Raw genomic sequence first — 24,143 nt, forward strand, 5'->3', positions numbered from 1 at the left:
GGAGGTCTGGACAACAGGTGGCGGGGGAGCCGAGTGGCGGGGTTCGGGGGACTGGCGGGGTTCGTGCTGCTCCGCGCGCGGGCGCACCGCCTGCTGCTGGCGGCGGCTCTGCTCACCGTCCTGCTGACGACGACGGTGCTGGCCACCCTCACCGCGTTCTCCGGCGCCATCGGGGACGCGGCCCTGCGGCACGCCCTGGCCGACCCTCGCAACGCCGCCGACGCCGCGCTGGTCGTGAAGGCGGACGTACCGGCCGACCGGCGCTCCGACGCGGACGCCACCGTGCGGGAGGGGGCCGCCAGGACCTTCGACGGCCTGCCGCACACGGTACGGACCCTGGTCCGCTCCGGCCCGTACGCGCTGCCGTCCTCCTCCGGGCCGCGGGCCGAGACGTCCGGCAACCCCGACCTGACGTACTTCGCGGCGCTCGACCCCACGCAGGTCCGGATCGACGAGGGCCGGATGCCCGGCGAGGCGGCGGGCGGCACCGTCGAGACCGCGCTGCCGGTGACCGCCGCCGAGCAGCTGGGCGTGCGGCCCGGCGACCGGCTCACGCTCACCGACCGACTCGACGGCCCCGACGTCCGGGTGGTGGTCACCGGCCTCTACCGCCCGGTCGATGACGGGGCACCGTACTGGCGGCTGGACGACCTGGACGGGCGCGGCGTCGAGCAGGGCGGTTTCACGACGTACGGACCGCTGCTCGCCCCGCCCGGCGTGCTGAGCGGCGGCAGGGTCAGCGCGGGCTCGTCGGGGTGGCTGGCGACGGCGGACTACTCGTCGCTGACGGTGGGCCGGACGGACGCCCTGCGCCAGGCGGCGCACGAGGGCACGGCGTGGCTGCGCGACAGGCCGGTGCTCAGCGGCACGACCGAAGCGGGGACCGGGCTGGCCGGAATCCTGGACCGCCTCGACCGCTCGCTGGTGGTCGCCCGGTCCACCGTCCTGGTCATCGCGCTCCAGCTCGCCCTGCTCGCGGGTGGCGCGCTGCTGCTGGTGGCCCGGCTGCTGAGCGTCGAACGCGCCGGTGAGCTGCGGCTGCTGCGGGCGCGCGGCGCCTCCCGGGCCCGGCTGGTGGGCGTCTCCGCCCTGGAGGCGCTGCTGCTGGCCGGACCCGCGCTGGTCTGTGCGCCGCTGCTCGCCGGGCCGCTGATCCGGCTGCTGGCCGGGCAGGGGCCGCTGGCCCGGATCGGGCTGCGGTGGGAGCCCGCGGCCGGCGGCAGCGGCGTGGTGTGGCTGGTGGCCGCCCTCGCGGCGCTCGGCTGCACCCTCGCCGTGACGCTGCCGGCGCTGACCCCGGCGACGGGTGCCGGCGGCCGGGCGAGGGCGCTGCCGGCCCCGCTGCGCGCGGGCGCCGACGTGGCACTGCTGGTGCTGGCCGGCGTCGCCTACTGGCAACTGGACCGGCAGACGTCCGGCACGGACCCGGGCACGGCCACGGGCACGGCTTCCGCGGCCGTGGCCGGTGCCGACACCACCAACGCCACCGCCACCGCCACCGGCGCGGACCCCGGCACGCTGGGCGTCGATCCGCTGCTCGTCGTGACGCCCGCGCTGGCCCTGCTGGCCGGGACGGTCCTCGCGTTGCGGCTGCTGCCGCTGGTGGCGCGGCTGGCCGAGCGGCGGGCGGCGAGCGGGCGCGGGCTGGCGGGGGCGCTGGCGGGCTGGCAGCTGAGCCGCCGCCCGATGCGCGGGGCGGGCCCGGTGCTGCTGCTGGTGCTCGCCGTGGCGCTCGGCACGATGGCGATCGGGCAGGGCGCCTCCTGGTCCCGCTCCCAGGACGACCAGGCCGACTTCGGTACCGGCGCGCCGGTACGTGTGACCGCCCCCGCCGAGTCGGTCCCCGGCCGCACCGACCGGTACGCGGCCGTGCCCGGCGTGGCCGAGGTGGCCCCGGCGGCCCGCACCACGCTGTCGCTGTCCGGCGACCGGACGGCCACCGTGCTGGCGCTGGACACCTCCCGCGCGGCGGACACGATGCTGCTGCGCTCCGACCTGGCCGACGAGCCGCTGCCGGAACTGCTGTCGGGCCTGGCACCCGGGCAGCCGTCCGCCGGCGCGCCGGTCCCCGCCGGGACGGCGACGCTGTCGCTGGCCGCGACCCTGTCCGGCTGGGACGTCGGCACCCCGCTCGGCGACCCCGGCGACACCGTGCCGGGCTCCGGCCGGTCCCCCGCCGGCATGGCGGCCGACGTGACGGTGACCGTCGAGGACCGCTGGGGAACCCCGTACCGGCTGCGGGCCGGCCGGCTGGCCGCCGACGGCCGGGAACACACCCTCACCATGGACGTGTCGGCCGGCCCGCTGACCCTGACCGGTGTGCAGCTGGTCATGACCCGGCCGACGGGTGAGGGCGAGCGGCACCGGCTGACCGTGCGCGAGGTGACCGCCACGTCCGCCGACGGCGCCGCACGGCAGGTCCGGCTGCCCGGTGACTGGACGGGGCGGTCGGAGGTCACCGGGCCGTCGCTCGGACCGGCCGACGGGGTCGCCTCGGCCTCGCCGCGGGTGCTGCCGACGGAGCCGTTCACGGTCGAGTACGCCACGGGCCACTCCGAGAACGACCCGACCCGCCCCCCGTCGGTCCTGACCCTCCGGCTGAGGGTGTCCGGACCGCAGCCGCCCGACGTGACCGCCGTCGCCACCGACCGCTTCCTGGAGTCGACGGGCGCCCGCGTCGGGCAGCGCGTCCACGTGAATCTCGGCGGCGAACGCGTACAGGTGCGGATCGTGCGCTCGGTGCGCGAGCTGCCGACCACCGCCCCTCAGGAGGCGGACCCGGCGCGGTTCGGCGGGGCCCTGCTGGTCGATCTGCGCACGGTGAACCAGGAGCTGCAGAGCGGGCACGGCACCGCGCTCCCGCCCACCGAGTGGTGGCTGCGGACCACGCCGGAGGAGGCCGACGGGGCCGTCGCGGCGCTGCGCGCCCTCCCGGACACGGCGCCGTCCCAGGTCATGGTGCGCGACGAGGTCGCCGAGCGGCTGCGCGACGACCCCTTCGGCGCTGGTCCCGGGGCCGCGTTCGCGGCGGCCGCCGGGGTCGCGGCGGCGCTGGCCGCGGTCGGGTTCGCGGTGAGCGCCGCGGGGTCGCTGCGCGAGCGGGGCACGGAGTTCGCGGTGCTGCGGGCCCTGGGCGCCTCGCGCGGGAGGCTGGCCCGCACGGTCGCCGTCGAGCAGGGCGTGCTGGTCGGCCTGGCGCTGCTGACGGGCGCCGCCCTGGGGGCGGTGCTGACCCGGGCGGTGATCCCGCTGACCGTGCTGACCCAGCAGGCCACCCGGCCCGTCCCCGGCGTGCACGTCACGCTGCCGTACGACCGGGTCGCCGTGCTGCTGGCCGCGACGGTCCTGGTCCCGCTGCTGGTGACGGCGGCACTGGCGCTGCGCCGGACGGACCCGACGGTGACGCTCAAGGAGCGCGGAGGTGACGGAAGGTGAACCCACCGAACCGGCCGGACCCGGCGAACTCGCCGAACCCGCCCGACCCGCCGAGCCGCGCGGCCCGAGCGAACCGGGTGAACCGGGCGATCCGGGTGCCCGCCCCCTGGATACGCACCCGGCTGCGGGCCGCCCCCGGCGCCGCGGGCGCGCTGGCGCTGCTGGTGGCGCTGACGGCGTGCCTCGCCGCCGCGTTCCCGCGGGCGCTGGACCGGTACGCGGACGCCGGTCTGAGCCGGGCCGTCGAGCAGGTCCACCCCGGGCAGAGCAGCCTCCAGATCAGCGCCGATCCCGGTCTGGGCAGGAAGACGGCGGACCAGGAGGACGCGCTGCGTCCCGAGAGCGTCGCCGGCTACTACAAGTCGATCGTGGACACCGTCGAGAGCCCGCTGGCCGTCGACGGCTCCCGGTCGGCGTACGGGGTGCGCAGCACGTCCGACCTGATCGCGGCGGAGGAGTGGCTGCCCCGGCCGGACGGGCTGCCCGCGCAGATGGTCCTCGCCGCCCCGAACGACCTCGCCGGCCACGCCCGCCTGCGCTCCGGCCGGCTGCCCAGGGTGACCGGCGGCCCGGTGACCGCCTCGACCGGCCGGGTGGAGGCGGCGGTGACCGAGGAGACGGCCCGCACGCTGCGCATCGAGGCGGGTTCGGTCATCCGCGTGCACGGCAGGGACGAGCTCGCCGTCCACGTCACCGGTGTCGTCGCGCCACGCGATCCCGACGGCGTCTACTGGTCGGTCTGGTCCGTCCTGCAGACCCCGTCCCTGGTGAGCGCGCCCGGCGGCGACCCGAACGCCCCGAGGTTCTGGCGCGGTGGCCTGCTGCTCCCGCCCGAGGCGGCGCCCGCGCTGCTGGGCACGGACGGCAGCCCCATGCGCTACTGGCACCTGGCGCCCGACACCGACGCGCTGCACGGCCGGGACCTCGACCGGCTCAGCGCCTCCGTGGCCTCACTGGAGTCCGGGCCGGGCACGGAGCAGCTGCGCTCGATGCTCAGCCCGTTCGCCGAGGTCGAGACCGGCCTCGACGCCGTGTTCACCACGTACGACCGGCTGCGCGGGGACATCGCTCCGCTGGTCGCCGTGGCCGCGTCGGGCGCCAGCACGGTCGCCGCCGTCGTCCTGCTGATGACGGGCGGTCTGGCCGCCGGGCGGCGCCGAGCCGAACTGGCGCTGCTCCGGGCCCGCGGCGCGTCCCTGAGGGGCGTGACGGGCCGGCTGCTGGCGGAGACGGCGGTGGTGGCGCTGCCCGCGGGCGCCCTCGGCCTCGCGGTGGCCGTCCTAGTCCTGCCCGGCGCCCGGCTGCTGCCCGCGCTGGGGGCCGCGGGGGCGGTCACCGCGGTGGCCTGCCTCGCGCTGCCGCTGCGGGCCGCCGCCGCGCACCGTGTCGTACGGGTGCACGGCGGCCGTCAGGACCTGGCGACCGCGCGCCCGTCCCGGCGCCGTACGGTCGCCGAGCTGACGGCCGTGGCGCTGGCGCTCGGCGCGGTCGAGCTGCTGCGCCGTCGCGGGACGACGGGCGGCTCCGGGGACCTGGTGTCCCTGGCGCCGGTGCTGGTGGGGGTGATCGCCGCGCTGGTGCTGGTCCGCCTCCATCCGCCGGCGCTGCGCCGCCTGGCCCGCCCCGCCGGACGGCTGCGCGGCGCGGTGGGTCATCTGGCGCTGGCCCGCGCGGGCCGTACGTCCGTCTCCGCCGTGCTGCCGCTCCTCGCGCTGCTGACCGCGTTCACCACCGCCGCGTTCGGCGGCTCGGTCCTGGCCGGTGTCTCGGACGCCCGGGACCGGGCCGCGGTGCTCGCCGTCGGAGCCGACGGCCGCGTCGAGGCGACGGCCGGACCGCTGCCGTCCGGCCTGCCCGGCCGCCTCGCGGACGCGCCCGGCGTGCGGGACCTCACCGAGGTGAGCATCGCCTACCAGGCCAAGACCTCGGACGGCCGCCAGTCGCTGCCGGTCGCGGGCGTGGACCCGGACGCCTACGCGGCGCTGGCGGCGCGGACGGGCCTCGGCGAGTTCGCGCCGGGTGAGCTGACGCGGCGGGACGGCTCCAAGGACGTGCTCCCGGCGCTGGCCTCGCCGATGGTCGCCGAACGGTTCGGCACCGCGCCCTTCCCGGTCCGGATGGAGGACGGCACCTTCGTCACCCTCCGGATCACCGTCGTCCGCGACCGCACGCCGGCCCTCTTCCGCGACGACTTCCTGGTCGTGGACCGGGCCGGGCTTTCCGCGCGGGCGGCCCGGCCGACCGTACTGCTGCTGACCGGCGACGGCCTGGACGCGGACGCCCTGCGGGCGACGGCGGGTGACGGCGCGTCCGTGCACCTGCGGTCCGAGGAGCGGGCCCGGTACGTCGACTCGCCCCTGCAGTCCGGCGCGGAGCGCGTCTACACGGCCGCCGTGGCGGCGGGCGCCGGCTACGCCGCCCTGGCCCTGCTGCTGTCCCTCGCCCGCGCGGCCCCCGAACGCGCCGCCCTCCTCGCCCGCCTGCGCACCATGGGCCTCACCCCGGCCCAGGGCCGCCGCCTGCTGGTCCTGGAGTCCCTGCCCCAGGCCGTACCGGCCGTCGCGGGCGGCGTCCTGACCGGCTGGGCGGCGATCCGGCTGCTCTCCCCCGGCATCGACCTGACCACGATCGCCCTGGCGGCCTCGTCGTCCTCGACGGTCCCGGCCCGGTTGCGCGCCGACCCGTGGTCGCTGGCCGTCCCGGCGGTCGCGGTGCTGGTGCTCACGGTCGGTGTGGCGGCCGGGCAGGCGTGGTGGTCGGGCCGGCGCGGCGCGGTCGCGGAGCTGCGGGCGGGGGACGCTCGGTGACGGCCCCGGTGCCGGTGCCGCCCGTCTGCGCGGGGTGCCGCCCGCGGCAGACGGCACCCGCCTGGAGGCGACGAAGCGACACGACGCGCAGGAGACGACGGAGGCCCCGATGACGACCACCAATCCCACCCTCGCCGAGCTGGCCGACCGCGCCACCGCGTCCCGCGACCGTCCCGCCTACGGCCACGACGCCCTGATCACCTGCGACCGCGTCGTGCGCATCTTCAGCACGGACGGCGTGGAGGTGCAGGCCCTCCAGGGCCTCGACCTGCTGGTCCGGGAGGGCGAGCTGATGGCGCTGGTGGGCGCCTCGGGCAGCGGCAAGTCGACGCTGATGAACATCCTGGCCGGCTTGGACACCCCCACCGCCGGCGCCGCCCGGGTGGCGGGCCGGGACCTGCTCGCGATGACGGCGAAGGACCGGCTGGCCTACCGCCGTACGGTGGTCGGCTTCGTCTGGCAGCAGACGTCGGGCAACCTGATGCCCTACCTGACGGCCGCGCAGAACGTGGCCCTGCCGATGCAGCTGGCGGGCACCGGAGGCCGGCGCGCGGCCCGCGCCGAACGGGCCCTGGAGCTCCTGGACCTGATGGGGATCGCCGAGTGCCGCGACCGCCGTCCGCACCAGATGTCGGGCGGGCAGCAGCAGCGGGTCGCCATCGCCGTGGCCCTGGCCAACGACCCCGCGGTGCTGCTCGCCGACGAGCCCACGGGCGAGCTGGACTCCCATACCGCGGAACAGATCTTCGCCGCCTTCCGCGCCGCGAACGAGCGGCTGGGCACCACCGTCGTCATCGTCACCCACGACCAGGCGGTGGCCGGCGAGGTCAGCCGCACGGTCGCCATCCGCGACGGCCGCACCTCCACGGAGGTCCTGCGCCGCAGCGAGGTGGACGCCGCGACCGGCGACGAGACGGTGGTGGCCCGGGAGTACGCGATGCTCGACCGCGCGGGCCGGCTCCAGCTGCCCGCCGAGTACACGCGTGCCCTGGACATGCGCGACCGCGTGGCCCTGGAACTGGAACCCGACCACATCGCCGTACGCCCGGACGACAGTGACGGCACCTGAGCGGCCGGGCGGAGCGCGCTCGCTCTCCGCCGGGCTCAGCGCACGCTGATGCCGAGCGCCCCGGTGCCGGCCCGCCGCAGGGCGACGGACCCGAAGGGCGTGCGCAGCCGCAGCCACGCTCCGGAGGAGAACAGCCCGGGCGCGTCGCCCCCGACCCCGGACGCCCGCAGGAAGCCGAGTGACTGGGCCGCGTGCACGGCCCGCACCGGCAGCCCGGTGTCCCCGACCGTCCGGGACCATATCTCCCGCCCGATCCGGTCCAGTTCGGCCCGCGTACGCTCCTCGGGCGCCAGCTCTGCCGTGCGCGCGCGGAACTCCGCCACCGCCGCGGCGACCAGCGCGCGCAGGGCGTCCGGCGCGGGCAGCCCCGGCTCGGGCCGCCAGCCGCCGCGCGGGGGCAGCACCCCGGCCCAGGGCGGCCCGGTCACCGTGCCCGGGACGGCCGCGGTGGCCGCCTGCTCGTCCACCGTCTCCAGCAGCTCACCGGCGGACACGGTCACGTCCAGCGTGACGTCGAGCCCGTTCTCGTACGGCTTGGCGAGCCGTACCGCGCGCACGGCGAGCACCTCGAAGGAGGGGGGCCGCCCGAAGACGGCGAGGGCCGTGCCGGCCGCCTGGAGGCGCACCGCGGCGGAACGGTCGTAGTGGAGCAGCCGGGAGAGGAAGGCCGCGAGATCCGCGGCCTCCCCCTCGTCGGCGAGGTGGAGGACCGTCATACGACGACGGCCTCCTCCTTGGCGCCCTCCTCGGCGTCCGTGTACTCCTCCAGGAACTCCCGCTCCTCGGCGGTGATCCGCCGGGGCCGCTGCGCCTCGAAGTCGAACGGCACGATCACCGTGGAGGCGCGGACGTAGACCACGTCCCCGTCCTTGACCTCGTAGGTGAGCGTGAAGGAGGCCGCCCTTATCTCCGTGACCCACAGCTCGATGTCGACCGGGTGATGCCGGTGGACGAGCTGCCGTTTGTAGTCGATCTCGTGGCGCGCCACCACCGACCCCTGCTTGAAGTCCTTCTCCGGGCGGAACAGGAAGTCGATACGGGCCTCCTCCAGGTAGCGGAGGAAGACCACGTTGTTGACGTGGCCGTACGCGTCCATGTCCGCCCAGCGCAGTGGGCAGCGGTAGATGTGCCGCAAGATCAGCCCCGGGTCAGCTTCTTGTAGGTGGCGCGGTGCGGACGCGCGGCGTCCGGGCCGAGCCGCTCGACCTTGTTCTTCTCGTACGACTCGAAGTTGCCCTCGAACCAGAACCACTTGGACTCGCCCTCGTAGGCGAGGATGTGCGTGGCCACTCGGTCCAGGAACCACCGGTCGTGGGAGACGACGACGGCACAGCCGGGGAACTCGAGCAGAGCGTTCTCGAGGCTGCTCAGGGTCTCGACGTCGAGGTCGTTGGTCGGCTCGTCGAGGAGCAGCAGGTTGCCGCCCTGCTTGAGGGTGAGCGCGAGGTTGAGGCGGTTGCGCTCACCGCCGGAGAGGACCCCGGCCGCCTTCTGCTGGTCCGGCCCCTTGAACCCGAAGGCGGAGACGTACGCGCGCGAGGGCATCTCCACCTGCCCCACGTTGATGTAGTCGAGCTCGTCGGAGACGACCGCCCACAGGGTCTTCTTCGGGTCGATGTGCTCGCGGCTCTGGTCGACGTAGGAGATCTTGACGGTGTCGCCGACCTTGATGTCGCCGGAGTCCGGCTCCTCGAGCCCCTGGATCATCTTGAACAGGGTCGTCTTGCCGGCGCCGTTGGGTCCGATGACCCCGACGATCCCGTTGCGCGGCAGCGTGAAGGACAGGTCGTCGATCAGCACCTTCTCCCCGAAGGCCTTGCTGAGGTTGTTCACCTCGACGACGACGTTGCCGAGTCGCGGGCCCGGCGGGATCTGGATCTCCTCGAAGTCCAGCTTCCGCATCTTGTCGGCCTCGGCGGCCATCTCCTCGTACCGCGCGAGGCGGGCCTTGGACTTGGCCTGCCGCCCCTTGGCGTTGGACCGCACCCACTCCAGCTCGTCCTTGAGGCGCTTCTGCCGCTTGGCGTCCTTCTGGCCCTCGACCTTGAGGCGGGTGGCCTTGGTCTCCAGGTACTTGGAGTAGTTGCCCTCGTAGCCGTGCAGGCGGCCGCGGTCGACCTCGCAGATCCAGCCGGCCACGTTGTCCAGGAAGTACCGGTCGTGGGTCACGGCCACGACGGTGCCCTCGTACTTGGCGAGGTGCTGCTCCAGCCAGTTGACGGACTCGGCGTCGAGGTGGTTCGTCGGCTCGTCGAGGAGCAGCAGGTCGGGCGCCTCCAGCAGCAGCTTGCACAGCGCCACACGCCGCTTCTCGCCACCGGAGAGGTTCACGACCGGCCAGTCGCCGGGCGGGCAGCCCAGCGCGTCCATGGCCTGCTCGAGCTGGGCGTCGAGGTCCCAGGCATTGGCGTGGTCGAGCTCCTCCTGGAGCTTGCCCATCTCCTCCAGCAGCGCGTCCGAGTAGTCGGTCGCCATCTGCTCGGCGATCTCGTTGAACCGGTCGAGCTTGCCCTTGACCTCGGCGACACCCTCCTGGACGTTCTCCAGGACGGTCTTCTCGTCGTTGAGCGGGGGCTCCTGGAGCAGGATGCCGACGGTGTAGCCCGGGGACAGGAACGCGTCTCCGTTCGAGGGCTGCTCCAGCCCCGCCATGATCTTCAGAACGGTCGACTTACCGGCACCGTTCGGTCCGACCACACCGATCTTCGCGCCGGGCAGGAAGCTCAGGGTGACGTCATCAAGGATCACCTTGTCGCCGTGCGCCTTGCGCGCCTTGCGCATGGTGTAAATGTACTCAGCCAAGAGAAACCGTCCGGCAGCTTGATCAGGCAGTGGGCAGATACACCCCATCTTGCCGCACCGCCACCCCTGGGAGGAAACGCGTTCCGGGCGGGGGCTCTGACCTGGGGTTTCCTGGATGCCGGCGGAGTCTCGTCCGTGACTGCCGGTCGCCGCGCGGGTAAGGTGGCGATCTTCGGTCGGCGGAGCCGGCCGGAGTCCTCGAAGGCCGGGCACATCATGCACCTCGCCGATCACCGTCCCGCGGGCCGCCGTCTCGCCGCCGCCCTGGACGGCCTCGCCGTCACCTTCCGCGGCATGACCGCGCGTCCGGACGAGTACAACTGCGACTGCCACTGGGGCAGCGCGGAGGAACTCGCCCTGCTGAAGACACCGGACGTGGAGCTGGATGCGGACCTCCTGCGCCGGACCTGGCAAGCGATCGACTGGACCGATCACGCGGCCGTGCTGCGCCGCGTCCTGCCCCAGTTCGCCAGGGTCCTGGTCGCCGGTCTCGCGGAGCCCCTGTTCGGGCTGGAAGAGGCCGGGTACTCCCTGGCCCGCGGCCGCTGGCAGCGGTGGCCCGACGATCACGCCGGTGCGGTGCGCGAGTTCCTGAGCGCCTGGTGGGTGCAGAGCCTCACCGATCCGGACGCGGCCGTACCGGCGCACCAGGTCTTCGCGCTGTGTGCCGAGGCGTCCGGGACGGTCGCCCCCTGGCTCGCCGAGTGGGAGCGGCAGACCGGGCCCCTCAGCGACCGGCGCCTCGCCGAAGCGGCGGCGGAATGGGAGTACGAGCTCCTGGGGGACAGCCTGCCGTGGTACGTCGACTGGTACGAGAACGACGAGGAACGGCTCCGTGCCGACCTGGTCTCCTGGCTCCTAAGCCACGGCGCGGCGCGGCTGCGCGCGTCGGGCGCTCCGGTGGACCTGCGGCACCGCATACGGCTGCTGTCGCTCACCGGCGAGGAGCGCTGGTCCGACCCGCACTGGCCCGGTCACCGCTACTGACGCCGCTGCCCGAGTGCCCCGACGGGCGGTGGGTCAGCGCTCCCCGCCCTCGTTGCGCCTGCGGACGAACAGCAGGACCGCGCCGCCGATCACGACGAGGCCGATGGCCGTGCCGCCTATCAGAGGGGTCACGCCGGAGCTTCCGGTGTCGGCGAGGTTGGTGTTCGGGGTGGGGGTGACGGCCGGCGTGGAGGGCGCCGGTTCGGTGAGGGTGCGGGTGGTGTCGTCGAGGGCGGCGGTCCGGGTGCGGCAGTCGAGGACGCCGGAGAAGCGCTGCTCGAAGCCGGCCGGGCCGCGGACGGTGAAGTCGTAGGGCCGGTCCTCCGGAAGCGGGACGGTCACCGTGCGGGACTCGCCGGCCGCGATGGTGTACTCGGTGTCCAGCAGCTCGAAGGTGAAGTCCTCGTCGCCCTTGTTGGAGGCGGTGATGTCCAGGGCGCCCTCGGCGCAGTTCTTCCTCGCGGACAGGGCGGGTATGGGGCCCTGGTCGGACCAGGTGGCGGTCGCCGTCGCCGTGACCGTCGACTCCGAGGAGCCGGCCAGGATCTGAGTCTGGCTGCGGCTCTCGGAGGCGAAGGCCCGGCCGACCGGCACGGTGGTCGAGGCCTGGACGGTCAGTCCGGCGGTGCCGGGGTCCGCTTCCTCCGGCACGTCGAAGAAGATCTGCGTGCCGTTGGTGACGGAGGTGACGGGGACGCCGGCCTTGTCGACGATCCGCACGCCGCCCGCGGTGGCGTCGACCGGCGGGGTCACCGTCGCGCCGTCGGCGTTGGTGCGGACCGTCACCGGGCCGAGCCGCTCACCGGGGCGGCCCGAGACCGCGGGCGGGTCCAGGGAGAGGGACGCGGTCGGCTCCGCGAGGTCGCGGGCGTTCTTCTCCAGGTAGTCGGCGAGCCGTTCGGCCTCGGGGTCGGTGGCCTCGACATCCGTGTCGTCCGAGTAGCGCCAGATGGCGACCTGCGTACCGGCCGCGGCGTCCTGCTCGGTGAGGCCGCCGCGGACGCCCGCCTTCTTCGCGAGCGCGGCCAGGTCGTTGACCTGGGGGTAGGAGTTCTGGAGGATCCAGCGGATGCGCCCGGCGTCGTCGTTGGTGCCCAGCGAGGTGCCGCTCCAGGGCGTCTCGCGGTACTTGGCGTCCTTCTGCGTGGGGTTCTGGACGTCGACGCAGTACGTCTGCAGCATGCCGCCGCCGTCGACGGACATCTCGAAGAGGCCAGCCGGCACCTCCTGGTCGCCGGCGGCCCCGTGGATGACCGCGGTGCCATGCGTCTTGAGGCCGCCTATGGTGGCCGTCGCCCCGCCCTGCCCCTGCGCCGCCCCGTCCCGCGCCGCTGCTGCCGGGCCCGCGCCGGTGACCACACCCGCGGCGGCGACCGCGGACACCAGTGCCGCGGCGGCGAGTCGCGCCGCTCCCCGGCCTGGCAGGGACAGCGCAGTGAACGAAGAAAACACCAAATTCCCCTTCGAGCAGGACCCGTTGACGTGGGGGGCAAGGTCCCACCAGCAGAATCAGCAGCCCCTCAGGGCTCGTTCGGCATCCTAAGGACATGACGCACCGTGTCCGCCGGTGATGTTGGTCCGCGAGGTGATCCGAATCGGAATCGTTATCGCCGACACGGTTGCGAGCAGGGCTTATCGACAAATCAACCCAGGGGCATCCAAGGCGTCTTCGCCGATAAGCCGCACTTCGGTCAGCCGCCGCAAGGCATCCGTGTCATGCCACGGCCGCGGGCTCCGGCCGCTGCCCGGTGGCCGGGTCGGCCGGAACGGCCGGGTCCGGGGCCGCTGTCTCCCAGTTGGGTTCCGGCTGCGGTGGGGAGGCGGCCGCCGTCTCGGGCCTGCCCGCGCGCCGGAACGCCGCCGTGCCGCGGGCCAGGTCGTGGCCGATCGCCACCGCGTCGATGTCCGCCGAGGTCCAGTTCTGCCCCTCGCGCACGTCCGTACGCACCTTCAGCCGCCCCTGGACCACGACCGGATCACCCACCGCCAGCGACGACGACGCGTTGGTGGCGAGCTGCCGGTTGGCCCACACCGTGAAGAAGTTGGTGTGCCCGTCCGTCCACGCGCTCTTCTCCCGGTCCCAGTAGCGCGCGGTGACCGCCAGCCGGAAGCGTGCCGACGGGCCGTTGGCCAGCTCCCGGTAGACCGGCTGCGTCGCCACGTTGCCCACCGCGCAGATCATCGTCTCGTTCATCGCGAGTCCTCCCTCCCCCGTACGGGCGCCTCCCGCACGGCTGCTCCGGCGCGGCGGGCACCACGTGTGCGTGGTCCCGCCGCCGCCTTTGCCGGTGCGACCGCGTCCGTCGCGACCGCCCGAGGTCAGACTGCCTCCGTCCACGCCGGCCCGCTGAGGGCTGTGGACCGCCCCCGGGTCTGTGGAAAACTCCGTCATCCGTTCGAGCGACACACCGCGACACCCCGCGACACCCCGCGCCACTCCGCGTCACACCGCGTGCGCCGCTGTCCCGGTCCTACCTCGCCGCCGCTCCCGCCCCCGTGACCCGCCCGTACTGCTCCCGCACCTCCCGGTACCGCAACAGCTCCGCCGCCAGCGGGTCCAGCACCCTGGCACGGCCGCACCCCGCGGCCGCCTCCCGCAGCAGGCGTTCCGCCTCGTGGCCGTAGCGCCGTGCCGGTCCGCGCGCCGCGACTCGGCAGCTCCACTCGATGAGGGGACCGCCGATGATTCCGGCCAGCATCAGCAGCACCGGCACGCCGAGGTTCGGCGGCACGAACCCGATGATCTGTCCCAGCAGCCAGAGCCCGCCCACCACCTGAAGCAGGGTCATCGTCGCCTGGGCCAGCACCGCCACCGGCCACCAGCCCGGCCGCGGCGGACGCCCCGGCGGCAGCCCCGTGCGCACCGCCAGCTCGTCCAGGGCCTCGGGCAGCCCCTGGGCGCCGCGGACCGCTGCCTCGCGCATCGCCTGCGCCCACGGCGCCGGCAGCCCGGCCGACGCCCGGTCGGAAACCGTGCGCACCGCCTGCTCGACGCGCTGGCGGGCCGTGGCCTCCTCGTCGGCCTGCGCGCGCAACGGCAGCCGCCCCGTCGGGGGCTCGCGCCGGTCGTGGTACCAGCGCCACAGCCGCAGCCAGGGTGTGCCGCACGCGCGGTTGGCGTTGCGCAGCCAGGCGCGTTCCGCCGCCTCGCCCGCGGCGGTGGCGCCCACCGCGTCCGCGAGCCGGTCGGCGAACTCCTCCCGCGCCTCCTCGCTGAGCCCGGTCCGCCGTCCGGTGACGTACACGGGCCGCAGCTCCCGCGCGGCGGCGTCCACGTCGGCCGCGATGCGGCGCGCCGGGGCCTGCCGTTCGGTGACGAACTGGCCGAGCGTCTCGCGCAGTTCGCCGATGCCCTCACCGGTCAGCGCGGACAGGGCGAGGACGGTCGCGCCTGGTTCGCCGTACTCCCCGAGCGCGATGCCGTCCTCGTCGAGCAGGCGCCGCAGGTCGTCGAGGACCTGTTCGGCGGCCTCGCCGGGCAGCCGGTCGACCTGGTTGAGGACGACGAAGGTGACCTCCGCGTGGCCGGCCATCGGCCGCAGGTAGCGCTCGTGGAGCACGGCGTCGGCGTACTTCTCCGGGTCGACGACCCAGATGACGGCGTCGACGAGCCGCAGGATGCGGTCCACCTGCTCCCGGTGCTGCACGGCCGCCGAGTCGTGGTCGGGCAGGTCGATCAGGACCAGCCCGCGCAGCGGCGACTCGGAGTCGGGGTGCTGGACCGGGCGGCGGCGCAGGCGGCCGGGGATGCTCAGCCGGTCCAGGAGGCTGGCCGCGCCGTCGCTCCAGCTGCAGGCGATGGGTGCCGCGGTGGTCGGGCGGCGCACGCCCGTCTCGGAGATCGTCACCCCGGCGAGCGTGTTGAACAGCTGCGACTTGCCGCTGCCGGTGGCACCCGCGATGGCCACCACGGTGTGCTGCCCGGAGAGCCTGCGCCGCGCGGCGGCCTCGTCCAGGACCCGGCCGGCCTCGGAGAGCGTGCTCGTGTCGAGCCGGGTGCGGGACAGGCCCACCAGTTCGCGCAGCGCGTCGAGCCGCGACCTGAGCTGTCCGTCGTACGCCAGTGGCATCAGGGCGGCCGAGGAACCGGCGGGCCTGCTCGGCACGACGAAGTACGGGTCCGGCCCGCTGTTCTTCTCGTCCACACGCCGCGCGATCAGCCCGTCGCCCCAGGCGCCGTCGCCGCCGTCCCCGGAACCGGGCGCTCCACCCGCGCCGTGCCCCGTGCCCGCGGGACGCTCCGTGCCCGCAGGACGCTCCATGCGCGCAGGACGCTCCGTACCCGCAGGGCGCTCCGCGGTCGTCCGGCGTGCCGAGTCCGCCCCACGCTCACCGGCGGACATGGCGGGCAAGGAGGCCCCGTGTTCCGCGGCGACAGCCGGACGCTCCAGGTCCGCCCCGCGGGTCCGCTCTCCGGGAGACTTCCCGCGCTCCGTACGACGTGACGCCGCCGCGTCCTTCACGCGCGCGTGGAACCCGCGGCGGCGGCGCTCGCCCTCGCGATCACGCTCGCGCCCGCGCTCGGCCTCGCCCTGCTCGGCGCCGCCCCCGGCGTCCTCCCGCGCCGCGGTGCCTTCCGCCGCGCCCGGACTCGACTCGACCGGCTGATCCGCCTGGCCTGCCTCCCCGGTCGTGTGGCCGGTGTGCTCGGTGGGGTCCTGGTCAGTGACGGCGGTCACCGGTCACCTCTCCTTCTGCAGTACGGACAGCGCGGCGATGAGTTCGGCCTGGGGCTCGGGATGGACGTCGAGCCCGTCGAGGGGTGCCAGCCGGCGTTCCCGCTCGACGTGCACGACCCGGTCCACGTGCTCGTCGAGCAGCCGCCCGCCCCGGTCGCGCAGCCGCAGCGCGCCGTGGGCGCCGATCCGCTCGGCGAGCCGTTCCCCGGCGCTGCGCCCGCGCCGCCCGCCCAGCAGCACGGTGGCGACCAGGGCGGCCACCACGGCGGGGTCCGGGGCCAGGTTCCGGTCGAGTTCGCGGACCTCGTCCTCGGCGTACTCCTCCAGCTCCCGGCGCCACCGCCGGACGGCCATCCCGATGCGGTGCTCGGCGCTCTCCGGCGCGGGGTCGCGGCCGGCGAGTTCCGGGGCGGTGGCCGCCGGTTCGCGCCGCCAGGCCTCGTCGACCCGTTCGTCGGCGGCCGTCACGGAGCACAGCAGCAGGGCGGTCAGGCTCTCCACCAGCGAGTCGAGGAGTTCCTCGGGGGTGCAGTCGAGCGGGAACGCCCGCCACCGCTTGAGCGCGTCCCCGGCGAGCACGGCCCCCGCCTGCAACCTGCCCCGCACGCGTGCGTGCTCGGCGTCGTAGGCGCCGTCGACGGCGGCGGTGAGCCGGAGCGCGGCGGCGTACTGCGCGGCGGTGGCGCCGGCCAGTTCGGGCATCCGGGACTTGAGGGAGTCCAGGATGCCGTGCGCCGTACGGGCCATGGCGTCGTGCCGGGCGCCGAGGTCCTGCGCCCGGTGCGCGAGCCAGGTCCGCAGCGGCGCCACGGCGCTGGCCGGCAGCAGCCCGCCGCCCCAGGCCGACTCGGGCAGCTCCGGGACGGTGAACCGGGGGACGTCGCCGAGTCCGGCCTTGGTGAGCAGCGCGGCGTACTGCCTCGACACCTCGGCCACCACCTGGTGGGGCACCCGGTCGAGCACGGTGACGAGGGTGGCGTCGTACTCCTTGGCGGTGCGCAGCAGATGCCACGGGACGGCGTCGGCGTACCGGGCGGCGGTGGTGACCATCACCCAGATGTCGGCGGCGCAGAGCAGCTCGGCCGCCAGGACGCGGTTGTCGGCGACGAGGGAGTCGATGTCGGGCGCGTCCAGGAGGGCGATGCCGGGCGGCAGGCTGTCGGCGGTCTCGACGCGCAGTACGCGCGCGGGGTTCTCGCCCGGCAGGAGCAGGTCGTCGTCGTGGTCCTGGTGGGGCACCCACACGCGCGTGAGGTCGGGCAGCACCCGCATGCCGCTGAACCAGTGGTGATCCTCCGGATGGCAGACCAGCACCGGCGTGCGGGTCGTGGGCCGCAGTACGCCCGCCTCGCTGACGCGGCGGCCCACCAGGGAGTTCACCAGCGTCGACTTCCCGGCGCCGGTGGAGCCGCCGACGACGGCCAGCAGGGGCGCTTCGGGCTCCTTCAGCCGGGGCACCAGGTAGTCGTCGAGCTGGGCGAGCAGTTCGTCGCGGTTGGCACGCGCGCGTGGGGCCCCCGCCAGGGGCAGCGGGAAGCGTGCGGCCGCGACACGGTCGCGCAGGGCGGAAAGTGCGTCGAGCAGCTGAGGCCGTACGTCCAAGGTCACCACATGTGAAGAATGCCCAATTTCAGGGGAATTCTGAAGCATATGAGTATGCCTGCGCGCCGACCGGACACTTCAGGCGGAAGGGATTACTGGGACGCGAGCACAGCCCAGGCATAACGAGTGCACAACACCCGATGCGTGAGACGCCAAAAGCGATGCACGATTCGTACCTGCCTGCGATTATCGGAACCGCTTCACCGAACCTCCACATCGAGCCACGGAGGAGAAGCATCAGGGACATGGAGCCGGGAGCCCTATCCTTGTCCCCGGCGACGTCACGGATCGGCCCACACCCGGGCACCACGACCGAGGCCACCACACCAGGCCCCCGTAGCTCAGTGGATAGAGCAGGCGCCTTCTAAGCGCTTGGCCGCAGGTTCGAGTCCTGCCGGGGGCGCCACTGCCCGTTTGGCGGAGGGACCGGAGGACCGTACGACGTGCGACTGCGCTGCGCGGTGCTCGACGACTTCCAGCAGGTGGCGACCGAGATCGCCGACTGGTCCCCGGTCGCCGGGGACGTGGACACCGTGTCCTTCGACACCCATTTCGACGACGAGGACTCCCTCGCCGTGGCGCTCGCCGACGTCGACATCGTGGTCACGCTGCGCGAACGCGTCCCCTTCCCGGCGTCACTGATCGCCCGGCTGCCGCGACTGAAACTGATCGTCGCCTCCGGCATGCGCAACAGCGTGATCGACTACGCCGCCGCCGAGGCGCAGGGCGTCACCGTGTGCGGTACGGCGTCCTCCTCGACCCCGCCCGTCGAACTGACCTGGGCCCTGCTGCTGGGCCTGGCCCGGGGCGTCGTCCAGGAGAGCAACGCGCTGCGCGCGGGCGGCCCCTGGCAGCAGACGGTCGGCGCCGACCTCCACGGGCGCCGGCTCGGACTGCTGGGCCTCGGGAAGATCGGCGGCCGGGTGGCCCAGGTCGGCCTCGCCTTCGGCATGCGCGTGAGCGCCTGGAGCCAGAACCTCACCCGGGAGCGCGCCGACGAGGTGGGCGTCGAACTCGCCCCCGCCAAGGAAGAGCTGCTCTCGACGGCCGACTTCGTCTCCGTCCACCTGGCCCTCGGTGACCGCACCCGCGGCCTGCTCGGCCCCGCCGAACTGGCCCTGCTCAAGCCGACCGCCTACCTGGTCAACACCTCGCGCGCGGCGATCGTCGACCAGGACGCCCTGCTCGCCGCCCTGCACGAGGGCCGGATCGCCGGGGCGGGCGTGGACGTCTTCGACACCGAACCGCTGCCCGCCGGCCACCCGATGCGCACCGCCCCGCGCCTGCTCGCGACGCCGCACCTGGGTTACGTCTCGCGCGCCAACTACGCCACGTACTACGGCCAGGCGGTCGAGGCGATCCGGGCCTACCTCGCGGGCTCCCCCGTACGCCGCCTGCCCGTGCCCCCGGCCCCGGCCCCGGCCTCTCAGGCGATCCCGGCCCGGACCGACTGACCCGGCCGCCAGTACGCTCCGTCGCTCCGGCGCAGGTGGTCCAGGTCCACCAGGTAGCGCCGGAGCGTCACATGGTCGACTTCGCCGTCGTCGCACCAGGCGCGCAGCTTCTCGTCGACGGCGCGCTCGGGGTACTCCACGCCGGGCGCGAAGGTCTGCTCGGCGATGTGCCGCAGCACCACCTTCTTGCGCGTCCAGCGCGCGGGGAGCCGGACCAGCCGTCCGTCCTTGACGAAGGTCCGCACGATCAGGCCGGCCCGGTCGTCGTCCGCCCCGGTGTGTCCGGCGGTCTCCGCGGCCGGGCGGCCCGCGCGGGCCAGTTCCACGAAGCGTTCGTGGGCGACGACAAGGCCGCCGCCGTCCCCGGACGTCACGACGCCCTGCTCCCGCAGCCGGCGCAGCGCGGCGGCGGTCTCCTTCGCGGACAGGCCTGCCGCCCGGGCCACGTCCTGCGCGCTGCCCGCCCCCAGGGCCACCGCCGCGAAGGCACGCACCCGGCCCTCGTCGGCGAACAGGCCGGGCAGCGCGGTCACGCCCGACCGGTCGGACGGGTCGGACTGGTGGGGTTGGTCGTTAACCATGCCGGGAGGCTAGTGGACGACCCGGCCCGGAGCGGAACGGTTTTCCGCCCCGCCCGCGCCCCGTACACCGCGGCCCCGCCCTCCTGTTCAAAAAGGGTGATCCTCACATTCCCCCCGTGTCCCCTCTCCGACCAGCGGCGTTGAACCGGAAGTGCGGTGGCGCGTCCTGCCGCCGTGCTCCCCGAGTCAGAAGGAGAACGTGATGTCTCGCATCGCGAAGGCCGCCGGTGTCGCGCTCGGCGCCGGTGCCGTGGTCCTCAGCGGCACCGGCCTGGCCATGGCGGACGCGGGCGCCCAGGGCGCGGCCATCGGCTCGCCCGGCGTCCTGTCCGGCAACATCGTCCAGGTCCCGGTCAACGTGCCGGTCAACGTCTGCGGCAACACGATCAACGTGATCGGTCTGCTCAACCCGGCCTTCGGCAACGCCTGCGAAAACGGCGACGACGAGAAGGACGAGAGCGACAAGCACGGCGAGGACGGCAAGAACGGCGGCGGCTACGGCGGCTGAGTCCCGTAGGCACCAGGAGAGCCCCGGCCTTCCCCGGCCGGGGCTCTTTCCACGTCCGCGCCGGGGGGGGTCAGGCGTACCGGTAGATCCGGCTGTGGTCCTCCAGCTCGTCCGGTGTCACGTCCCATGGCGGCAGCCTCTCGTGCCGCGCGACGACCCGGCCGTGCTGCGCGCTGCCCCGGCCGGGCGGCTCGGCGGGCAGATAGCGGGTGTTCTTGTGCCGGGCCTGCCAGCGGGACCACTGGAGGTCGACGAAGGCGTGGTGCAGCCAGAACACCGGGTCGTTGACGGAGGCGCCGCCGACCATGGCGCCGCCCACCCAGCGGTGCACGCGGTTGTGGTTGCGCCAGGAGACGCTGCCGCGTCCGGTGCCCCAGCCCTCCAGCTTGTTGCGGAAACCCTTGCGGACCGTGGAGTCCCAGGGCGCGGTGTCGTAGGCCGGGTCGTCGAGCGCCCACTCCAGGTCGCTCTTCGTGGGCAGGCCGATGGGGTCGGCGGCGCGGCCCAGGTCCCGCGTGAGGTACTCCGTGTCGGTGACGTTCTCCCTGAGCGTCCAGTTGCCCTCGGAGTGGGCGAACGGCCCGGTGGTCACCCGGTGGTCGGAGCGCCGCCCGGTGCCGCCGAGGAAGTCGGCCGTCCACGGCGCCGACCTGGTGGTGCGGTCCTTCGTCCAGTCCCAGTACGGCACGGTGACCGACGAGTCGACCCGGCGCAGCGCCTCCTCCAGGTCCAGCAGGAACCGGCGGTGCCAGGGCAGGAAGGACGGCGCCATGTGAGCGGTCCGCAGTCCGTCCTCGCCGTCGGAGACGTAGTACTCGATGTGGGTGCGCACGAACTCGTCGTACTCACCGCTCCGTTTGACCTCCAGCAGCGCCTTGACGAACCGCCGCTTCTCGGTGCGGGTCAGCGTGCCGGCGTCCTTACGCGTGTACGCCATGCCGCCCCCCGGGGTGGTGGCCGTGCCCCGCGGCGGCCGGCGTGTCGCGCAGGTGCTCGCCGGGGCCGAGTTCGTCGACGGCGCCGCGGGCCGCGGCGAGGGGGGTGGGGTACGACCGGTAGTGGTCGATCATGCTCAGCCAGCTGCCGTCGGCCCGGCGCATCAGGTGCAGCGGCCGGCCGTCCACGGTGACGTGCCAGGTCCCGGCGCCGACGGCGCGCCCCGCTGCGGACCGGATGCCGCGGATGCGGCGGCCTCGGTAGGTCTCGTCGAACGAGGTGCCCTCGGCCGGGACGTGCGCGTCGACGTGCGGTTCGGGACGGGCGGGGCGCGCGTCCGATCCGGTGGCGGCGGGCCGTGCGGGCCGGGAGGCTGCGACCAGCGGCGCCAGGGACACGGCGAGGGCGGGGGCGAGCAGCCCCCGCATCATCTGCCGCCGCGTCCCGAGCACCGCCGGTGCGCCCGCGGCCGGGCCCGCCGCCGTCCTCCCGGCACCGCCCTCCGCGCCGCTGACGGGCCGTCGCGGAGTCCCGTACGCCGGTCCGTCAGCCGGCCCGTCCGCTGTTCCGTCCACTGTTCTGTCCGCGTTGGCGCCCATGGCTCGCTCCTCGTCCGGTTCGGTGATCCGTACCGGTAACCGAGCGACGGGCCCCGCGGTCACCTAGCGCGGGGCCACACGGGTGCGGACGTGAGCGGTACGGGTTACAGCCCCGGTCCGACCCCCAGGTCGGCCGTCGGCACGGTCTGCACCACCGGCGTGAGCACACCCACCTGGGGCAGCTTGGGGGTCGGCAGGCCGAAGCCCCCACCGCCGGGGGCGCTGAGCGGGGCGTCCAGGGACAGTCCGGGCGCCAGCGTCCGCAGTTCGGCGGCGGGGGCGTCGACGGCGGCGTGGTCGAAGCCGTCGCCGAGGACCTGCGGCAGGGGCTGGCGCAGGTCGACGCCCGGCAGGCCGCTGCTGACCGGCAACTGCGGAAGGGTCCGCTCCGGCAGCAGCCGGCCCTCGACGTACCGCGGCCCCTCGGGGGCGCCCGGCGTCGGCACGGGCAGTTCGCCGGCCACCTCGGGCAGTTCCATGCCGAGGGCCGTCTCCGCGCCGCCCAGCGGCACCGGCACGGGGACCGCACCGGCCGCGGCGGGGCTCGCGGCCGCGCCCACGGCGGCAGCCACACCGGTGACGACGGCGGCCAGGGTTCGTCTGGTGGTCGACTTCATGTCAGGCACGGTCCCTTTCAGGAATGCGGGAGGGCTGGCGAATGCGGAGGGAGACTGACGGAAAGAGCGCGACGCGGTGAATTCGACGCCGGGTATCCGGTTCAGCGGCCCAGCGGAAGGCCGCCGAGCAGGCCGCCCTCGGAGTTCAGCTGCGTGGTCGCGCCCTTCACGGTGTGCAGCACGGAGTCCTTGTTCTCGGTGTCCAGGGCGTCCGACTGGTGCTTGAGCGGCATGACGTCGATGGGCTCCGCGGTGAGCGCGTTCACGGCGCCGTTGATGCTGGTGGGCGTGATGTCGGCGGGGTCGTAGGCGAACGCGGGGGCGGCGGAGCCGGCGGCGACCAGGGAACCGGCGACCACGGCGGCGGCCTTGAGGGACTTCATCGTGTTCCTTTCTTCGGCGACTCGACGCGTCACCCGAGGAAATGCTGACGCTCTGCCTAACGACCTGTGCCGGGCACGGAAACCCCGCGTCCGGAAGACATATGAGATCCCTTGATGACGGACTGCCCGGTGACGGGAACATGCTCGGCGGCGGAGCACGGTCGGTGGCGCAATGGGGAAAGGGCCGCCGCGCCACCCCGGAAAAGACGGGATGGCGCGGCGGCCCGGAACGCCGAGGGCGTCAGGAGGGGTTCGCCGGCAGCGGGGCGGCCGGGGCGGCGGCCTCCGGAGCGACAGCCTCCGGAGCGGCCGGCAGCGCGGGCAGTCCGGCCAGGTCCGCGGCGGGCAGCCCACTGCCCACCAGCGTGGCGGCGACGGCGTTGACGACGCCGGTCACCACGTCCTTGACGGCCGGGCTCACCTGTTCGGCGGTGCCGGAGGTGCTGGCCTTGATCAGGGCGTCGATCTGCTTCTGCAGTTCGGCGTAGGCGGAGGCGGTCAGGTCGGCCGCCGCCGCGGTCTCGTCGCTGTCCTGCGCCACGACGGGCGCCGGCAGCGTGACCGGGGTCTCGGCCTCCGGGGCGGTCACGACCGGCGGCTGGGCCGGGGTGCTCGTACCGGGGGTGGTGGTGCCGGGCGTCGTCGTGCCCGGCGTGGTCGTCGCCGTGTCGTCGGCGTCCGCGTCGGCCGCCTCGGCCTTGGCGAGGGCGTCCTTGACGGCGGCGGAGAGCTGGTCCGCGTCGGTGGCGGCGAGCTTGCCGGCGTCGGCCTTGAGTACGGCGTTGAGCAGGTCGGTCACCGGCGTCAGCACGCCGCCCAGGCCGGCCAGGCTGCCGACCTGGTTCTGCAGTTCGGCGGCGTCGGGCAGGGGTGCGTGGGACGCCGCGTGGGTGCGTTCCCGGACCGATTCGCCATCGGCCGCCATCACCGCCGGTCCGGAGAGACCGATCAGGAGGCCGGCGGTGAGGGCGGTGGTGGCGATTCGCCGTGCGGGCAGACGCATGAGGGGTTCCTTTCGGTGGTGCGTCGGATCTTGTGCCCACCGTGGGAGCGCCCGTGTCGCTCTGCAACCGAGCCGTGACCGTACGTCCGCATCCGCCTTTCCCCGCGTCGGCGTCCTGCCTGGTGGGGCGGCGTGTCAAGGTCCGCCCGCCGTGTCGGCGTACACACCCCCCATTCGGGGCAGCACACCGCCGTCCGTGCGGCAACGCGAACCGGCCGCCCGCTCGCGGAGGAACCGCGGTACGGACGGCCGGTGCAGGGGTTCGAGCCGAGGGTCAGTCGTTCTCGCACTCGTTGCCGAACGCCGGGTTCAGCAGGCCGATGATGTCGACCGTGTTGCCGCAGACGTTGACCGGGATGTGGACCGGGACCTGCACGACGTTGCCCGACAGGACGCCCGGGGAGTGAGCGGCGGCGGCCTGCGCGCCGGCGTCGGCAGCGGCGACACCGGCGGTGCCCGCCACCGCGGCGGCGGCGACGGAGGTCAGGGCCAGGCCCTTCGCGATACGCGACATGGAGAAGTGCTCCTTGGGGTTGACACAAACATCCGGGCGGGTGCCCGGCGCAGTGTCAACGCGTGGCACACGCGTGAGTTGTGCCGCCGAAAGGGTGATCTCGCGGAAAGTGACGTTCACGATTCCAACACACTTACCCGGTTTCACCGTATTAGTACGGATAGCGG

The 24,143-nt window shown here is 74.4% G+C and carries 20 protein-coding genes and 1 tRNA gene; 7 read left to right on the plus strand and 14 right to left on the minus strand.

Annotated features, from left to right (window positions below):
- Nucleotides 1–33: 33 nt before the first annotated feature.
- From AMK11_RS04290 to AMK11_RS04300, 3 genes are all read left to right on the plus strand, one after another.
- Nucleotides 34–3,435 (plus strand): ABC transporter permease, encoded by a 3,402-nt coding sequence (locus AMK11_RS04290; protein ID WP_079187206.1) that lies wholly within the window; start codon nt 34–36, stop codon nt 3,433–3,435.
- A 77-nt stretch (nt 3,436–3,512) separates the two neighbouring features.
- Nucleotides 3,513–6,242 carry an FtsX-like permease family protein gene (locus AMK11_RS04295; protein WP_073723952.1) on the plus strand — a complete coding sequence of 910 codons (2,730 nt, stop codon included), beginning with the start codon at nt 3,513–3,515 and terminating at the stop codon, nt 6,240–6,242.
- A gap of 109 nt (nt 6,243–6,351) precedes the next feature.
- Nucleotides 6,352–7,311 carry an ABC transporter ATP-binding protein gene (locus AMK11_RS04300; RefSeq protein ID WP_073723954.1) on the plus strand — a complete coding sequence of 320 codons (960 nt, stop codon included), beginning with the start codon at nt 6,352–6,354 and terminating at the stop codon, nt 7,309–7,311.
- 35 nt (nt 7,312–7,346) lie between these two features.
- Here AMK11_RS04300 and AMK11_RS04305 read toward each other — a convergent pair whose 3' ends face one another.
- The 3 genes from AMK11_RS04305 to ettA are packed head-to-tail and all read right to left on the minus strand — an operon-like array spanning nt 7,347 to nt 10,113.
- Nucleotides 7,347–8,027: a hypothetical protein gene (locus AMK11_RS04305; RefSeq protein WP_073723140.1), complete on the minus strand. Its 681-nt coding sequence runs from the start codon at nt 8,025–8,027 to the stop codon at nt 7,347–7,349.
- Nucleotides 8,024–8,446 carry an acyl-CoA thioesterase gene (locus AMK11_RS04310; RefSeq protein WP_073723142.1) on the minus strand — a complete coding sequence of 141 codons (423 nt, stop codon included), beginning with the start codon at nt 8,444–8,446 and terminating at the stop codon, nt 8,024–8,026. Before AMK11_RS04310 ends, AMK11_RS04305 begins: the two co-directional genes overlap by 4 nt.
- A gap of 2 nt (nt 8,447–8,448) precedes the next feature.
- The gene (ettA, locus tag AMK11_RS04315; protein ID WP_073723144.1) at nt 8,449–10,113 is read right to left on the minus strand and encodes an energy-dependent translational throttle protein EttA; all 1,665 of its coding nucleotides are present in this window, start codon (nt 10,111–10,113) and stop codon (nt 8,449–8,451) included.
- A gap of 216 nt (nt 10,114–10,329) precedes the next feature.
- Between ettA and AMK11_RS04320 the strand changes: the two genes are divergently transcribed.
- Nucleotides 10,330–11,100: a hypothetical protein gene (locus AMK11_RS04320; protein WP_073723956.1), complete on the plus strand. Its 771-nt coding sequence runs from the start codon at nt 10,330–10,332 to the stop codon at nt 11,098–11,100.
- 33 nt (nt 11,101–11,133) lie between these two features.
- On the opposite strand, the gene AMK11_RS04325 is transcribed toward AMK11_RS04320, so the two are convergent.
- The 4 genes from AMK11_RS04325 to AMK11_RS04340 form a co-directional block, all read right to left on the minus strand.
- Nucleotides 11,134–12,552, minus strand: a complete 1,419-nt coding sequence (locus AMK11_RS04325) for a Cys-Gln thioester bond-forming surface protein (RefSeq protein WP_073723146.1) — start codon at nt 12,550–12,552, stop codon at nt 11,134–11,136.
- 262 nt (nt 12,553–12,814) lie between these two features.
- On the minus strand, nt 12,815–13,294 hold the full coding sequence (locus AMK11_RS04330) for a single-stranded DNA-binding protein (RefSeq protein WP_073723148.1): 480 nt from the start codon (nt 13,292–13,294) through the stop codon (nt 12,815–12,817).
- 277 nt (nt 13,295–13,571) lie between these two features.
- Nucleotides 13,572–15,779, minus strand: coding sequence for a YfjP family GTPase (locus tag AMK11_RS04335; protein ID WP_073723150.1), 2,208 nt, complete (start codon nt 15,777–15,779; stop codon nt 13,572–13,574).
- A 3-nt stretch (nt 15,780–15,782) separates the two neighbouring features.
- Nucleotides 15,783–17,390 carry a dynamin family protein gene (locus AMK11_RS04340; RefSeq protein WP_073723152.1) on the minus strand — a complete coding sequence of 536 codons (1,608 nt, stop codon included), beginning with the start codon at nt 17,388–17,390 and terminating at the stop codon, nt 15,783–15,785.
- A 321-nt stretch (nt 17,391–17,711) separates the two neighbouring features.
- On the opposite strand from AMK11_RS04340, the gene AMK11_RS04345 reads away from it, so the two are divergent.
- Both AMK11_RS04345 and AMK11_RS04350 read left to right on the plus strand, forming a co-directional pair.
- A tRNA-Arg gene (locus AMK11_RS04345) sits at nt 17,712–17,787 on the plus strand.
- Nucleotides 17,788–17,824: 37 nt separating this feature from the next.
- Nucleotides 17,825–18,835, plus strand: coding sequence for a D-2-hydroxyacid dehydrogenase family protein (locus tag AMK11_RS04350; RefSeq protein WP_073723154.1), 1,011 nt, complete (start codon nt 17,825–17,827; stop codon nt 18,833–18,835).
- On the opposite strand, the gene AMK11_RS04355 is transcribed toward AMK11_RS04350, so the two are convergent.
- Nucleotides 18,808–19,416 carry a DUF2087 domain-containing protein gene (locus tag AMK11_RS04355; protein ID WP_073723156.1) on the minus strand — a complete coding sequence of 203 codons (609 nt, stop codon included), beginning with the start codon at nt 19,414–19,416 and terminating at the stop codon, nt 18,808–18,810. The two genes, AMK11_RS04350 and AMK11_RS04355, sit on opposite strands and share 28 nt — an antisense overlap.
- 202 nt (nt 19,417–19,618) lie before the next feature.
- Between AMK11_RS04355 and AMK11_RS04360 the strand changes: the two genes are divergently transcribed.
- Nucleotides 19,619–19,924 (plus strand): chaplin, encoded by a 306-nt coding sequence (locus AMK11_RS04360; RefSeq protein WP_073723158.1) that lies wholly within the window; start codon nt 19,619–19,621, stop codon nt 19,922–19,924.
- A 70-nt stretch (nt 19,925–19,994) separates the two neighbouring features.
- Here the strand turns inward: AMK11_RS04360 and AMK11_RS04365 are convergent, their stop codons facing one another.
- The 6 genes from AMK11_RS04365 to chpG form a co-directional block, all read right to left on the minus strand.
- Entirely contained in the window at nt 19,995–20,861 is an 867-nt protein-coding gene (locus tag AMK11_RS04365; RefSeq protein WP_073723160.1) for a tyrosinase family protein, read from the minus strand.
- A complete protein-coding gene (locus AMK11_RS04370; protein ID WP_079187207.1) occupies nt 20,845–21,459 on the minus strand; it encodes a tyrosinase family oxidase copper chaperone in 615 nt (204 codons plus the stop codon). Before AMK11_RS04370 ends, AMK11_RS04365 begins: the two co-directional genes overlap by 17 nt.
- Before the next feature lie 104 nt (nt 21,460–21,563).
- Nucleotides 21,564–22,076: a hypothetical protein gene (locus AMK11_RS04375; protein ID WP_073723164.1), complete on the minus strand. Its 513-nt coding sequence runs from the start codon at nt 22,074–22,076 to the stop codon at nt 21,564–21,566.
- Nucleotides 22,077–22,177: 101 nt separating this feature from the next.
- Nucleotides 22,178–22,459 (minus strand): hypothetical protein, encoded by a 282-nt coding sequence (locus AMK11_RS04380; RefSeq protein WP_073723166.1) that lies wholly within the window; start codon nt 22,457–22,459, stop codon nt 22,178–22,180.
- Nucleotides 22,460–22,700: 241 nt separating this feature from the next.
- Nucleotides 22,701–23,462 (minus strand): hypothetical protein, encoded by a 762-nt coding sequence (locus AMK11_RS04385; RefSeq protein WP_073723168.1) that lies wholly within the window; start codon nt 23,460–23,462, stop codon nt 22,701–22,703.
- Nucleotides 23,463–23,736: 274 nt separating this feature from the next.
- Nucleotides 23,737–23,976 carry a chaplin ChpG gene (chpG, locus tag AMK11_RS04390; RefSeq protein WP_073723170.1) on the minus strand — a complete coding sequence of 80 codons (240 nt, stop codon included), beginning with the start codon at nt 23,974–23,976 and terminating at the stop codon, nt 23,737–23,739.
- Between the last annotated feature and the right edge of the window lie 167 nt (nt 23,977–24,143).

Origin of the sequence: Streptomyces sp. CB02414, from assembly GCF_001905385.1 — a bacterium.
Taxonomy (GTDB): domain Bacteria; phylum Actinomycetota; class Actinomycetes; order Streptomycetales; family Streptomycetaceae; genus Streptomyces.

Bases quoted from the DNA above. Each gene is read 5' to 3' on its own strand.
- AMK11_RS04380 (WP_073723166.1), bottom strand. From the start codon at position 22,459: ATGAAGTCCCTCAAGGCCGCCGCCGTGGTCGCCGGTTCCCTGGTCGCC.
- AMK11_RS04300 (WP_073723954.1), top strand. From the start codon at position 6,352: ATGACGACCACCAATCCCACCCTCGCCGAGCTGGCCGACCGCGCCACC.
- AMK11_RS04330 (WP_073723148.1), bottom strand. From the start codon at position 13,294: ATGAACGAGACGATGATCTGCGCGGTGGGCAACGTGGCGACGCAGCCG.
- AMK11_RS04320 (WP_073723956.1), top strand. From the start codon at position 10,330: ATGCACCTCGCCGATCACCGTCCCGCGGGCCGCCGTCTCGCCGCCGCC.
- AMK11_RS04385 (WP_073723168.1), bottom strand. From the start codon at position 23,462: ATGCGTCTGCCCGCACGGCGAATCGCCACCACCGCCCTCACCGCCGGC.
- AMK11_RS04360 (WP_073723158.1), top strand. From the start codon at position 19,619: ATGTCTCGCATCGCGAAGGCCGCCGGTGTCGCGCTCGGCGCCGGTGCC.
- AMK11_RS04370 (WP_079187207.1), bottom strand. From the start codon at position 21,459: ATGGGCGCCAACGCGGACAGAACAGTGGACGGAACAGCGGACGGGCCG.
- AMK11_RS04355 (WP_073723156.1), bottom strand. From the start codon at position 19,416: ATGGTTAACGACCAACCCCACCAGTCCGACCCGTCCGACCGGTCGGGC.
- AMK11_RS04305 (WP_073723140.1), bottom strand. From the start codon at position 8,027: ATGACGGTCCTCCACCTCGCCGACGAGGGGGAGGCCGCGGATCTCGCG.
- AMK11_RS04375 (WP_073723164.1), bottom strand. From the start codon at position 22,076: ATGAAGTCGACCACCAGACGAACCCTGGCCGCCGTCGTCACCGGTGTG.
- chpG (WP_073723170.1), bottom strand. From the start codon at position 23,976: ATGTCGCGTATCGCGAAGGGCCTGGCCCTGACCTCCGTCGCCGCCGCC.
- AMK11_RS04365 (WP_073723160.1), bottom strand. From the start codon at position 20,861: ATGGCGTACACGCGTAAGGACGCCGGCACGCTGACCCGCACCGAGAAG.